The following is a 13,208-nucleotide window of genomic DNA, read 5'->3' as shown; positions in this document are numbered from 1 at the left end:
GTTGCGACGTGAGCAAGACGCCTCCTGATCTGGCAGGCGGACAAGGACATGGTGGTGACGGCCGTTCGGCCGCGACAGCCGGGTGCCGACGGAGGGCTCTCGACCGGTTGCGGCGCCGCCTCGTTGGGCTACGTGCACCGAGGTGGCGCCTCACACGCCCCACACCGGCCGGGGTCACGACCACTTCGTGAAGCCGGCACGCGCCCACCGGTGGCCGACGAGGGCGATGGCCACGCACCAGGCGATGGCGACGGCCGCGTCGGTAGTGTCAGGCGCGCTGTCGAGCAGGCCGCGCACGGTCTCGATGATCGGCGTGAACGGCTGGTACTCGGCGAACTGTCACAGGCCCGGCCCCACCTTCCCCGCCGGGACGATCGCGCTGCTGAAGACCGGCAGCATGACCAGCGGCGCGGCGGCGATGCCCGCCGTCTCCGGCGACCTCGCCGGCAGTCCCAGCGCGACCGTGAACCAGCCCGCCGCGAACGCGAGCAGAACGACGACACCACCGACGGCGAGCCAGTCGGTCAGGCCCGCCTGCGGGCTGAACTCCGGCAGGAAGGCCACTCCGACGAGCGCCGCGATGGCGATCACGTTGGTCAGCACGCTGGTGACGACGTGACCGGCCAGCACCGCCGCGCGGGAGACGTCCATGGCCTTGAACCGGTTGATGATGCCCTTGGTCATGTCGGAGTTCACCGCCGTCGCGGTGGCTCCCAGCCCGTAGCAGACGGCCAGCAGGATCAGGCCCGGCGTCGCGTAGTCGATGTAGTCCACGCCGACGCTGAAGGCGCCGCCGAACATGTACACGAACATCAGCCGTGCGAAGAGCGAGTTTGTCCTGGGTGGAAAGGTTGACGAACACCGTGGTGAGCTCCTTGATGGTGACGTGGGCAGGTGGCGACCGCCGGGTGGCGGCCCGGGATCACCGGGCGGGTCTCGGCTCCCGACCGGGGCGGCCCACATCCGCAGGCGGACAGGATCTTTCATGACGAACCTCTCTTCATCGGGCACAGGTCGGCTCGGACGTGCCACTGGAACGGAGTCATGGCCGCCGGTTACGGCAGGGAGAGTTCGTAGCGGAGACGCCGCCCGAATGGGCGGAAGCCCAGGTGTCGACGCAGGGCGACCAGGTCGGAGTCCTCGTCGGCGGTGCGGGTCTCGATCTCCTCGACATGTGGATGGATCTCGCGTAGTCGGAAAAGCAGAGCGGCGTTGACCCACAGCCCCAGCCGCCGGCCGCGATGCCCGACGAGCACGGCAGGGCCGTACTGGCGGGCGCGAAACTGCGGCAGTGCGCTTGTCGTCGCCACGACATAGGCGACCACCCCGCCGTCCGACTCGGCGGCGCTCACCGCCGCGGCACCGGGCCTGCTCGGATGCCGGAGCAGTTGCTCGACGCTGGTCGCGCCGCACGGATCCCCGGTCCAGTGACGCAGTCGGTATCCGGGGTGCTCGACATCGACCAACTCACCCAGCCAGGCATGGTGGACATCGCAGTAGGTGAGCAGTTCGCGGCTCTCGGATCCGATGCGCCGAAATCCGTGCTGCTCACAGAACGACCGCGCGGCGGAACCCGCGCTTGTCTGCACGATCAACCGCCGGCCCACGGCGTGTGCACCGACGGCGGCCAGCAGCCGCGATCCGATCCCTCGACGACGCCACTGCGGCTGCACGTACAGGTTCAGCTCAAGGGTGTCCGGCTGCGAGGCGGTCGGTACTGGCAACTCGTACTCGAACGGCATGACCGGACGCAGGTCGGCGACCCCGGCCACCGCACCGGGCGACGTCACAGCGTGCCAGCGGGGGGTGCCGAGATGATCCGCCGCCGCCACGATGTCGATCACGCTCTCGCTCATGCGTCCACCATCGCCCGGCCGCCCCGGCCGAACAACGCAGAAGATCACATCGCCGCATTAGCCAGCGGTAATCGATCGCCGACAGAACCTGCGACGGCCGGTGGTCCGCGCCACGCTCGCGCCGCCCGTCCTCGTCGCGGCCGTAGACTGCCCAGTTCCAGGCACGATGATCGGAGACAGGGCCGTCCGGTGGAGCTGCGCGATATCGAGATCTTTCTGACCCTGACCGAAGAGCTTCACTTCGGTCGTACGGCCGAGCGTCTGCACGTGTCCCAGTCGCGCGTCAGTCAGTCGATCAAACAGCAGGAGCGCCGGATCGGCGGGGGCCTCTTCGAGCGTACGAGCCGTGCTGTTCGCCTCACCCCGCTCGGCGAGCGGCTGCGCGACCGTCTCCGCGCCGGCTATAGCGAGATCATCTCCGGCGTCGAGGAGGCCACCGCCACCGCCCGCGGCCAGGCCGGCACGCTGACCATCGGCACAATGGCCACCCACTACCAGTCGGTCGAGGCCGTCCTCGACCTGTTCCGGCAGCGGCACCCGCAGTGCGAGCTGCGCCTGCGCGAGATCCTGCCGACCGACCCGCTCGGGCCGCTGCGGGCCGGTTCGGTCGACATCGGGATCCTCTGGCTGCCCATCCGCGAGCCCGACCTCACGGTCGGGCCGGTCCTGCACCGGGAGAAGCTGGTGCTGGCGGTGGCCGCCGGTCATCCGCTGGCCGGCCGGGGCAGCGTCGAGCTGGAGGATCTCGGCGATCACCCGGTGGTCTACCCCGAGGGACCCATTCCGGACTACGTGTGGGAGGCGCACACCCCGTCCACGACCCCAGCGGGACGGCCCATCCGACGCGGACTGGCCATCGTCACCCTCGAGGAGGCCTTCCGAGCGATCGCCGGCGGCAGCGTCGTGTCCCCGATCGGATCGGACGTGGCAGCCACCCGGCAACGAGGCGACATCACCTTCCTGCCCATCACAGACAGACCGGTGCTGCACTACGCGCCGGTGTGGCGCAACGGCGGAGAGAATGCCCTGGTACGCGCCTTCGTTCAAGTCGTCACCAATGCGCAGCGAACGACGTAGTCGGGCCTTGCGCCGCCTACACGCCAACGCCTACGTCACCAAGCCGATCGACCTGGGCGACTTCGAACGCGTCGTCGAGCAGATCCACCGCTTCTACGGCCACGCCGCGAGCCTGCCCGCCGAGCCCAGCGCCGCCTGAGGCCCGGCTCTTGAAGAACATCCGCAAGCTCAGGATCGGAGCGCACGACAACCCCACAGCCGCCACCCTGACGGCCCTGGCCAACTTCTTCAGCGTCGGAGCGGGCTACTTCCTTGACCCGAAACCGGTCAACGCGAAGGTCCAAGTGATGACACGCTCCATCGAGCAACTATCCGACGGAGCAAGGGGAGGCATCGACGCCATCATCCAAAGCACCCTGCGGACGGATGGAGCAAGCCGCGCGGAAGTCCGCTCAACTCGCCGCCAAACAAGCCCGGCGAGACGCGCAATGACCCCCGCTGTCCACAACACGGCGTAGCAACCCGAAGCAGCCGACTCGCCCGGAGCAAAATCCGGTCCCGAGAATTCCACGCCCTCGCCTGCACCGTGGCGACTCGGCGCGCGCCTGCGGGCCGCCCCTCTGCAGCCGTCAGCCTGGTGATCATCGCCTGTTTGAGGGCCTCGACGTCGCTGGCGGTGACGAAGTCCAAGGGCCGCTCGGGCCACGCGGCGGCCATCCGGTCCCAGTAGGTGCCGTAGGTGCGGCGCGCTCCGGGCCCGGCAGCGGCAACAACACGGGGCAGGTACTCGGCGACCGTCGGCAGAACGGCCGGCGTCGCGGGGTGCGATTGCAGATCGGTCACCGTGACGCCCAGGTGAGCCAGGACTTGCCGAGCGGCAGCGATGGCGGTGGGGTCAGCGGTCATTGCCGGCTCCCGCCAGGTGATTGTGCAGGTCGGCGAGCAGGCGTACGACGGTGCTGACGGGATGCACGACGAGCGGGTCGTGCGTGACGATAGCCACAAGGAGCACGGGTTGACCGGGCCCGATGCGACACATGTGCTGGGCATTCGCCGGCAAGGGTAGGTCCCCTCGGCTGCCCACCTGATGGCGGCCGTCGCTAGCCGAGCGGATGACGAGCATGCCGCGGCGCGGCTGAATGTCGATGCGGTGGTGCGGGGACCAGTCCAGTGCGCGCAGGAGCTGCTGCGCGCTCACCCGGCCACAGCGGGCCGGAAGAGCCATCCACGGCATCAGGGCGGCGCCGATGATCGCCGGAGGCGAGCATCTGGGCGGGTAGAGCTGGCATCGGCATCGGGCTTGAACCCGCACGCGCGGGCAGGGCAGCAGGTACGAGTGGACCGACGAGGTGTTCTTTCGGCTGGATGGGTCGTGTCATAACCCGGACGATGACAGTCGAACAGTGCTCAACGAGACACAGCGTGTCCGGGACCTCGTGCCGCCCTCGCGCCCCTCCCATCGACATGCCAACCAATCGTCTTCTTAACGGATGTCAGCAAACGAATGCTTAAATGATTCCAGCATTAGACGGGAAGTATTGTAGGATTGGCGTATGCTGTATCGGACCCCTGCGCTCGCCGACGACGACAAGCGCGTGCTCGGCGAACTGGACACCATGCGGGACAACCTGCGGTATCAGATCGCCGAGCCGCACCGCTGGACAGGGCAACTCCGACGCACTCTGATCGCTCACGCTATCCAGGGCTCGAATTCGATCGAGGGCTACCAGGTATCCCTGGACGACGCCGCCGCCGCCGTCGCCGGCGACGAGCCGGTGGAGACGAACCCGCAAACCTGGGAAGTCATCACTGGTTACCGGGACGCCCTGACCTACGTGCAACAACTCGCCCGCTCACGCGAGTTCGCCTGGCAGCACATGCTGCTCAACGCGCTGCACTTCATGATGCTCCGGCATGAGCTCGGCAAGTGGCCGGGTCGCTTCCGTCCAGGTGACATCCATGTCGACGAGGCGCACACCGGCCGATGCGTCTACACGGGGCCTGACGCCGACGATGTTCCGTCGCTGATCTCCGAGCTGATCGACTGGCTGGCCGACGGCGAACCGGATACCCCGCTGCTCGTGCGTGCCTCCATGGCTCACCTGAACCTGGTCAAGATCCATCCCTGGCGGGACGGGAATGGTCGGATGTCGCGCTGTCTACACACCCTTGTGCTCGCCCGCGACGGTGTCCTCGCCCCGGAGTTCTCCTCGATCGAGGAGTGGCTCGGCGTCGGCCGGAACACCTACGCCTACTACGACGCACTCGGTGAGGTCGGGGGCCCAACCTGGCAGCCCGAGAACGACACCAGCAAGTGGATCCGGTTCTGCCTGAGCGCCCATCACCAACAGGCCCAACTGGTCCGGCAACGCCTCGATCAGGCCGCACATCTCTGGGAACTGCTCGACACCTGGGTACGACGCCACGGGCTACCCGAGCGGGTCGTCAGCGCCCTGTACCTCGCCGCCACCGGCGGTCGTGTACGCCGGACCCTCTATCAGCGCGATGAGAGCCTCACCGACGACCAAGCAACCCGTGACCTTCGCGCCCTCGTCCGGGCAGGCGCGCTCGAACAGCACGGCGAGACCCGAGGCAGGTTCTACCTCACCTCCCCGACGCTGCGCGACCTCGCCGCACCCGCGCTACGCCCCAAGGAGATCGTCGACCCGTACCGACGCTGAGACGCAGACCCAGCATGCCCACCACCGAGAATCTGCGACGTCTGCGCGCCGAAGAGACGCCATTCTCTGTCACCGAATTGGACAAATGCGGCCAACCATAGCCAGGCAGCCGCTTCCAAGACTTATAACATTTGGGTCTAAGCAAGCCCAAACAGGACAGTCAATCTGTCCTATTTGTCGTGATTTTCCACGAAATTTGGTGTCCGAGGGGGGACTTGAACACCGCTCCGTCGCAGACGTGCACCAGATTGGGTGCACATACTCATAGGTTACGGTACGACCAGGATTGGCTCGACCCTGGATCGCCATTACCCTGCGCAAGGGCGAGGATAGCAGCCTGAAGGTGCAACTCTGAAGATTTCAATCGGCTCGCCCCCATCATTGGAGGGCGAGCCACCCGAATTGAATCCTGGCCCTGTGACCCGGTGATTTTTTAGTCGCTCGGTCACGGCTTGTTTCTCTTACTTGCGACGGTTCATGTAGAGCACTCGGCCGCTGGCCAGGACCGCGGTACCAGAAAGGAGATTCGCCGTTACGGCGGTGCCGACACTGTGGTCGTCCCAGCTGTCGGTTACAGTCACGGCTATCACGATGGCTTCGAGGAGTCCGGCGAGGATCCCGAGGAACCACAGTAGACCGCGCCCGAGTCTCGCCCAAGCGCTGTTCTTGGCTGTCGACTCCTTGAGGGCGCGTGGCGGGATACCAATGGCTGCTTCGATGGCATCTCGCATCTGCTGCATCTCGGCGTTGACGGATCTGGCGAAGGAGACTGAGGCACCGTCCTCCATGGGAGGTCGTCCCGCGCCAGGTCCGAATCGGCTGATCGGTGCTGGCTGGACGCCTCTCTGGATCACTTGTAGGTAGCCATAGTGCAGGGAGGTTGCCGGCCTGAACGAGACCCCGGCGACATCGCTGACGTGTAGGCGGCGCTCGCCCTTCATGACGGGCCCGAAGCCATCCTTGCCGATGACGACGGACTGGCCATCAAACGCCGCATAGCCGAGTACACCTCGCGCTCGAAGAACAGGCGCGGCGGTTCTGCGCGGCGGGGGTGCTGCCTGGGGTATGGAACCCCGATGGCCCAGTGGTTCAGCAACCACCATCGTCCCCTCGCCCATTCCGAGTTTGCGTGGGCGTTGAGGCGACGGCCCGTTCACGACGTGGAGGTAGACATACTCGTAGAGTTCATCGACAGTGATCCGACCGTCGCGGTTCAGGTCTGCGGCACCGGTGGCGACGCCATCTACAACGGCTTCTGTGAAGTAGGAGGCTCGCGCCGTAGCTGATTCGACGTCTTCGAAACTAGCCTCATGCTCACCCGACGCGGTAAGTACCGCGACCCCGCTGCCCTGAGGTAAGCCTCGGACAAGTACGTCAACGTCGGGTTCGCCGCTGGAACGGGCCTGCATGCCCGTGATGAAACTCCCGCTGAAGCAACAGTCGACAAGGATGAGCGTGGACTTTGAGCGGCTGTCATAGATGCGGTCACGTACCCACTCGGCACCCACCGCAGTAGCACTCAGGTATTGCTTCTCGGTGTCAGTGAACGCGAAGTACAACTTACCCTGACGGTCCTGAAGCCCATGCGTGGAGAAGTAGATCAAGTTCAGGGCATCATCAACTCGGGCTTCAAGCAGGAATGCTTCGATGGCACGTTGCGCCGCACGGGTGGTGCAGTCAACGTCAGCAAACACCTGCGCGTACCCCGCCTCGTACAGCATGCGGGTCATATCCTCGACGTCGCGACGAGGCGATCTGAGCTGTACCAACGACGAGTCGGTGAACGTCCCGCAACCGATCAGCAACGCCCTACGCTTGCGGGTTGCCTCTGTCATGACCTGCTGTTCATTCGGTTCAGATAAGCGGCGACGAGTTCGTCGCGTTGCGCCTTCGACACACGCCCCTTGAACCGGCGGCCGTCGATCTCAATCTCGACGTCGGCCGGCTGCCGGCTCAGCCACGACGCGATGACGCCCATCAGGCTCTCGACCACTATCGGCGCCAGCGTCACCGCTAGCGCACCAGCCGCGACCGCGATCCCAGACTTAGCCCCGGCCGGAGCATCCCCAGCCGTAGCCCACTCTGCGCCGGCTACATCCGTGGTGAGAACCTCCCGTCGAAGCCCAGCGGTCAGGTCCTTCACACCATCTGCGTCCAACTCCGAGCAGCCCACCCGCACAGACATCTGAATCAGACTCATCAAATACCAATCCCGCCGGCGCGCGTCGGGGCCGGACGACCGCGGTCCGTGGCCTGCGGCGCAAACGCCTCTACTCACCGGCGAAGGGTCTGGCCCCACACGCAGCTCGGGCTACGTGTTCGCGGAGCATTCTGTCGTAGCCAATGCTCGATGCAGGATACGCGGCATCCCGCCGCCGACCCGCTTCCTCTCGTCGGCCCGCCGGAATACTCGACCGAACGGCCACAACGGTCTCTGGGCATGGCGTGCCCATCGGACCGTTTCGCGGCCTCTCCCGGCGGACGAGCAGCTGCCGCTGCGGCTTCCACCGACGCTGACCTCCGCCATCATCCCCGCTCCCCGAAAGCCGCCGCTTGCGCCGCCGTCGGCGCCAGCGTCATCCGCCGACTCGGCGTCCGTCGCTGCCGCGTCGCCAAGCGGCGAAGTCGGCCCGGCCGTGGAGGTCACCCGTCTCGTTCCCGCCTGGGGCAACCTCACCGTCTGCGGACAGCAGTTCTGGCAGCCCCAGCCGAGCCGGACTGAGGTCACCCTGTGGGCCGACACCACCGTCGTTCACCTGCCTCTCGACGGCGTCCGACTCAAGCCCGTCCCGTCCCGACTCACCCCACCCACCTGCGCCACCTCGCCGACGACGGCCGACCCGCCGGGCCGCCACCAATCACTACCGGCCCCGATCGAGTTCGAACGGCTCGTCAACGCCACCGGCCTGATCATCCTCGCCGGCCGTCAACACCCCGTCGGCTACCACTTCGCCGGCAGACGCCTCACCGTCCGACTCGATCGCGGACTCATGCAGATCAACGGACACGGCATCCTGCTGCGCAGCCTGCCCAACCCGAATTCGCCCGCTGCTCGGCGAGGTTTGCTTTCGGGCCGTCGGGCACCGGATGGGAGGTAGACCGAGTGGCAGGCCGGCCTCACCGACACCCGGGCCCGGATTCCACCTGCCTGCCACCGCGGAAGCGGTCAGTCCGACCGAGGGTTGTACTGCGACCACAGGAGGGAAGCGGCGCCGCCAGCGCTGAGGTCTTCCCAGATTGCTTCCCTGTCGAGCTCGCCGTCGACGATAAGCCTGGGGCGCAGTGCGTCCGCGTAGCTGGCGACAGGATGCGACCCGACGAAGGCGCTGGGTTCGCCGACGGCGACGCCGTCCAGCGACCGACGAAAATCCGTGACGAAGGCGTCGAGTACCACCGCGATTGGGGTGTGCGTACGACCGTGGACAACGAGCCGTCCGCCGGGGTCGTCGCAGTCGCCCAGTACGCCCTCGTCTGCCACCAGACTCCCGCTGATGACAAGTTCCGGCCCTGCGGTGACTCCGCCGAGCGTCACCGCCCGGGCCTCCACATTGCCACAGACCAGGAAAAACGAGGAGCGGTCGTCGGTCACCCAGGTCAGCTCACTGACTTGGGTGAGGTCGCCGTCGATGATGACGTGGTACGGCGGCCGGGTGAAGTCGAACGCCGACATCAGGTCCCCGTCGACCGTCCAATCGCCCTCGAACAGTCGAATCTCCTGCTGGTCGGCGGGGTCGGCGTAGGGATAACCAACATGTGCGGACGAGGAGAACCGCTGTTCGGCCTCACCGGGATCGATCAACCGGTACGCCTCGTAGTCCCACTCCATGCACGGCAACCCTATTCCCGATGATGCGCCGGCATGGCCCGCTCGGTGGGCCCGGCCGCCGGGCGTCTACTCCGAGAACCTGCCTTACCCTTACGGCAAACGGTGAGCCGTCAGATGTCAGTCTGACGCGGTCACGACGACGGGCACGTTGCGGCTCGTCAGGTATCGGGCGACCTCCGGAATGTGGACAGGGGGAAGTGCGAGCGCAACAAGCCGTCGAGCGCGGGTGACGGCGACATAGAGGACCCGCAACGCTTCTGCCGTGTCAGGTGAAGTGCTGTCGGCCGGCGCTGTTCGCGCGATGCCCTCGATCCACAGTGTGAGCATCCGGGTGGTCCGGTCCTCGTCGGGCACCAGCATGAGGACGGCCTCAGCCTCCTCGCCCTTGACCTGGTGCACGGTATCGGCCCGTGTTGCAGGAAGACCGCGGGGGGTCACAGGAATTTTGGCGATTGCGCTCGCGGTCTTGGTGCCTTTGCCTCTGGGGGAGGTGATGGCGATGCCGGCGGGCGTCGTTCGTCCAGGAGCCGGCGACAGCGTGTCGAAGGTGCGGCGGGCTGCTGTGCACCAGTCAGCGGCGGGCAGGGACAGCTCGGGCAGTTCGTGTAGTGCGGTGGCGGCCAGGCGACGGAGGTGGTGTGGGTCGATGCCATAGACAGCGTGCCGGTCGTTTGCTGCGGTGCTGTCGGCGTCGGGCATCCAGTACCGCACGAGGGTGGCTTGGAGGGTCTGCTCGGCGAGGGCTCGGGTGCGTTGGTCTGAGGGTGGTTGACGCAGAACGCCGACGGCCCAGATGAGTGATTCGACTGGGCTGGATGGTGGTCGTCGAGCACGACCGCCGAGCCCGGGCAGGGTCGCCGCACCGTGGGCAAGGATGAGCCGGTCGGCTGGGGCGATGTCGGCGTTGGTCGCGATGGTGTCGAAGGCTGCTAGCTCTTTGCCCTTGTCGAGCGCGATGAGGTGGACCGGCAGGTCGCTGTCGTGGTGCTCGGCCAGTGCGATGTCAGGCACCTGTCTCTGTGGGTCGGTGCGCATGGTTGCGGCGAGTTGGCAGATGGTGGTTGATGAGCGCCAGTTGCCGGTTAGCTCGATGGTTTCGGCGTGGTTGAGTAGTCGGGTGATCGCGGGCGGGCCCTGGTTGCGGAAGCCGTAGATGGCTTGGTCTGGGTCGCCGATGATGAGGGTGGGCAGTCCGAGTAGTTGGATGCCCCGAACGATGTCGACGTCGATGTCGGAGCAGTCCTGGGCCTCGTCGATGATCAGCTCGGTGAACCGGGTGGGGAGGGTGTGCGCCAGTATTTCTTTCCGCGTTGCGAGGTTGACGCCGGCTTGGCGGCGGACCTCCTCGCCGGTGAAGAGCCGGTGGGTGTTGGCTAGTTCGGTGCGCCGCTGCTCGGCTAATCGACAGACGGCGGCGATTTGGTCGTCGCTGAGGTGTCGGCGCCCGCCTTCGAAGCGGGGGGCACCGGTCAGGGTTGCGATCGGTGCTGAGTTTCCGCCGGGATAGCGGAACTGGAAGTCGGCGAGGTCGAATTGCTGGCGGTTCTTCTCGGTCCAGTATTCGATCTGTCGCAGTTGCCGGGGTGCGTCTCGCCAGCTTTCGAGCCGTCGGAACGGGCGTTGGTTGGTGGTGTCGGGTGGGGGTAGGAAGGGGCGGACGAGGAATCGCCAGAAGAACCCGTCCAGAGTCATGATGGCGTTCGGGTGTTGCAGCAGGTCGGGACGGTTGAGTTCGTGGGCGCGGGCACGGATCTGCGCTGCCGCCACCTTGGTGAAGGAGGTGATGGCTCGGCCTGTCGGTTGGTTGCGGGGGGTGGTGCAGTGTCGTTCCACGATGGTGCGGGTCTTGCCGGCGCCCGGGCAGGCGAGGACCGCGCGGGGTGCGGCAGTGGCCACGACGGTGTCCTGTTGGGCGATAGCTGACGCGCGACGCTGGTGCAGGTCGTCCGCGATGGCGGTGGCCGATGCGGTCATGACGGTGTTGCCACCAGCCATGTCAGCGCCTCCTGGATGTAGGGCGGCACCTGCAGCGGGTGGTTGCCGCGCACGGTGTGGTCGAGGAAATCCTGCGCGAAGTCGCCTTTGCGCAGCTTGGTGTTCTTCATGGCGGCGATCAGGATGCGGGCTCGTTCGTCGGCGTCGGCAGCAGCGTCGATCTTGGCTTTGACCTTCGGGCCGGCTGTCGGGCGCTGCGCGGCCCAGGCGGGCCAGAAACCAGCGTTGCCCGCTCCCAGAAGTTCCGGTTCCAACGTGCTGGGCGCGGCGAAGACGCTGGCGACCTCGGTCGCGTTGAGGCTTGCGATCAGGCGGTGGAGCTTTCCGAGGGGGTCATGGCGCTTGCCAGGGTCAGTGTCGGTGAGCACGACCACGCGCTCGGCGATGCGGCCCGACGGTGTCATAGTGAGCAGCATCCGCAGGTAGGGGGCGAAGTCGACACCGTCGATCGCGATGATGGTGGAGCCGACGAAGCGCGTCCAATCTCGTCCGTTGAACAGTTTCCTCGCCATCGCGGGTAGCAGAATGGCCTCGGCGATCCCTTCGACCAGGATGGTGCGGGGGCCGAACAGCATGCTGCTGCGGGTGGCGTCGAGGTAGCGGTTCACGCGCGCTTCGTCGCTGGGCGGCAGGCCGAGTTCGGCGACGGCGACCGCCGATGCGGTGAACCTGACCGGCATGCTCTTCGCAAAGGGGTCGACGGGGCGGGACTCGCCTGGGCTGACCGGGCGCCGTTGCAGCACCACGACGTCGGCCACGTCGGTGTGTGCCGCCAAGAGCGGCGCGTGGGTGGTGACCACCACCTGGATGCGCCCCAGCCAACCGTTGCCAGGCGCCTGCTGAGAGTTATGTGCGGTACGGGAGAGGTAGTCCAGCAGGACCGCCTGCAGCTGTGGATGCAGGTGTGCCTCTGGTTCTTCGAGAAGCAGCAGCGTCAGGTCCGCCTGGGCCGCCGCATGCAGGTGGGTCAGGACGGTGGCGATGTAGGCGAGGTTCGCGTAGCCCATCCCGGACTCGGCGAGCTCACGAGGCACCACCCCGGCGTCCGCCATGCGTATCCGCAGCCCCTTCACCAGACTGGCGAGGTCCGCCCGCCCGTAGCCAAGATCGGTGACCTGCTCATGGGCGCCACTGGTGAGCTCAGCGAGGGGTTCATTAACCATCTGCGCTGCCCGCTGAAGGACCGGATTGGCCTCGATGGTGCGCAATTGGTCGCCAACCGCGGTCTGGAAACGTTCACGATCATGGCGATCCCCGCGCTCATCGACGAAGGTTTCGTCGTCTAGCAGGCGGGCTATGATCGCCCGGATTCGGGAGGTGCCGGCCGATCCCAGTTCGCGGATGGCGTCGCGCAACGGTGGCAGGTAGACGTGACGTAGCCTGTTCCGCGCGCCGGGATCAGGGTCGTCGGCCACCGCGCCGCTGCCGGCCGTCCAGCTCGTCCTGCCCCGCGTCTCCGCGGCACCGGGCGGCTCGTAGGTGAGGGCGTAGCACGCCTCGGCCTCACCAGAAATGGCCGCCGATGACGTGAATGCGTCACTGTAGGGGGCGAGTTCCGCCACGGTGCCGCGCAGCTTCATGCGGAGTGTGAAGCCAGCATGTTCCCCGGTACGGCACACATCGTCAGGGTCAGCCCACAGCGAACGCCGGCCATCAAGTGGATCCGTCACAAGCCGCAGGGCGTCCATACCGCCCGACTTTCCCGCGCTGTTCTCCCCCAGCAACACGGTCACACCGCGTCGTAATGGAATTCGGGCCTTGGTAAACGCACGGAATCCGGACAGCTCCAACTCTGCGAGGTACATAGCGTTCCTCCTCCCACCCACAACTGCA

The 13,208-nt window shown here is 66.6% G+C and carries 12 protein-coding genes and 1 pseudogene; 4 read left to right on the top strand and 9 right to left on the bottom strand.

The features are described 5' to 3' along the window. Positions 1-174: 174 nt before the first annotated feature. Both GA0070612_RS16675 and GA0070612_RS16670 read right to left on the bottom strand, forming a co-directional pair. A pseudogene (locus GA0070612_RS16675) lies at positions 175-819 on the bottom strand (ABC transporter permease); the annotation flags it as partial. Between the two features lie 236 nt (positions 820-1,055). After that, complete coding sequence (locus GA0070612_RS16670) at positions 1,056-1,856, bottom strand: GNAT family N-acetyltransferase (protein WP_088988730.1); 801 nt, start codon at positions 1,854-1,856, stop codon at positions 1,056-1,058. Positions 1,857-2,045: 189 nt separating this feature from the next. Here GA0070612_RS16670 and GA0070612_RS16665 point away from each other — a divergent pair, with 189 nt between their 5' ends. Beyond that, the gene (locus GA0070612_RS16665; protein WP_088988729.1) at positions 2,046-2,933 is read left to right on the top strand and encodes a LysR family transcriptional regulator; all 888 of its coding nucleotides are present in this window, start codon (positions 2,046-2,048) and stop codon (positions 2,931-2,933) included. 7 nt (positions 2,934-2,940) lie between these two features. Further along, positions 2,941-3,072 carry a response regulator gene (locus GA0070612_RS32815; protein WP_269458260.1) on the top strand — a complete coding sequence of 44 codons (132 nt, stop codon included), beginning with the start codon at positions 2,941-2,943 and terminating at the stop codon, positions 3,070-3,072. Between the two features lie 203 nt (positions 3,073-3,275). Here the strand turns inward: GA0070612_RS32815 and GA0070612_RS16655 are convergent, their stop codons facing one another. Continuing rightward, the gene (locus tag GA0070612_RS16655; RefSeq protein WP_088988728.1) at positions 3,276-3,779 is read right to left on the bottom strand and encodes a hypothetical protein; all 504 of its coding nucleotides are present in this window, start codon (positions 3,777-3,779) and stop codon (positions 3,276-3,278) included. Further along, on the bottom strand, positions 3,769-4,071 hold the full coding sequence (locus GA0070612_RS16650; protein WP_088988727.1) for a hypothetical protein: 303 nt from the start codon (positions 4,069-4,071) through the stop codon (positions 3,769-3,771). Before GA0070612_RS16650 ends, GA0070612_RS16655 begins: the two co-directional genes overlap by 11 nt. Positions 4,072-4,426: 355 nt before the next feature. Here GA0070612_RS16650 and GA0070612_RS16645 point away from each other — a divergent pair, with 355 nt between their 5' ends. Next, positions 4,427-5,554: a Fic family protein gene (locus tag GA0070612_RS16645; protein WP_231924204.1), complete on the top strand. Its 1,128-nt coding sequence runs from the start codon at positions 4,427-4,429 to the stop codon at positions 5,552-5,554. Between the two features lie 461 nt (positions 5,555-6,015). On the opposite strand, the gene GA0070612_RS16640 is transcribed toward GA0070612_RS16645, so the two are convergent. Both GA0070612_RS16640 and GA0070612_RS16635 read right to left on the bottom strand, forming a co-directional pair. Beyond that, positions 6,016-7,389 (bottom strand): caspase, EACC1-associated type, encoded by a 1,374-nt coding sequence (locus tag GA0070612_RS16640; protein WP_088988726.1) that lies wholly within the window; start codon positions 7,387-7,389, stop codon positions 6,016-6,018. Then, on the bottom strand, positions 7,386-7,754 hold the full coding sequence (locus GA0070612_RS16635) for a hypothetical protein (RefSeq protein ID WP_088988725.1): 369 nt from the start codon (positions 7,752-7,754) through the stop codon (positions 7,386-7,388). Before GA0070612_RS16635 ends, GA0070612_RS16640 begins: the two co-directional genes overlap by 4 nt. A 436-nt stretch (positions 7,755-8,190) precedes the next feature. Between GA0070612_RS16635 and GA0070612_RS16630 the strand changes: the two genes are divergently transcribed. Further along, positions 8,191-8,652 carry a hypothetical protein gene (locus GA0070612_RS16630; protein WP_088988724.1) on the top strand — a complete coding sequence of 154 codons (462 nt, stop codon included), beginning with the start codon at positions 8,191-8,193 and terminating at the stop codon, positions 8,650-8,652. Between the two features lie 68 nt (positions 8,653-8,720). Here GA0070612_RS16630 and GA0070612_RS16625 read toward each other — a convergent pair whose 3' ends face one another. From GA0070612_RS16625 to GA0070612_RS16615, 3 genes are all read right to left on the bottom strand, one after another. After that, entirely contained in the window at positions 8,721-9,380 is a 660-nt protein-coding gene (locus tag GA0070612_RS16625) for a hypothetical protein (protein WP_088988723.1), read from the bottom strand. A gap of 117 nt (positions 9,381-9,497) precedes the next feature. Then, entirely contained in the window at positions 9,498-11,375 is a 1,878-nt protein-coding gene (locus GA0070612_RS16620) for a UvrD-helicase domain-containing protein (protein WP_088988722.1), read from the bottom strand. Beyond that, complete coding sequence (locus GA0070612_RS16615) at positions 11,351-13,180, bottom strand: ATP-dependent nuclease (RefSeq protein WP_167393637.1); 1,830 nt, start codon at positions 13,178-13,180, stop codon at positions 11,351-11,353. The genes GA0070612_RS16620 and GA0070612_RS16615 overlap by 25 nt, the downstream gene beginning before the upstream one ends. Positions 13,181-13,208 lie beyond the last annotated feature (28 nt).

Origin of the sequence: Micromonospora chokoriensis, assembly GCF_900091505.1 — a bacterium.
GTDB lineage: Bacteria > Actinomycetota > Actinomycetes > Mycobacteriales > Micromonosporaceae > Micromonospora > Micromonospora chokoriensis.
This window is presented reverse-complemented; position numbering and strand designations above follow the sequence as displayed.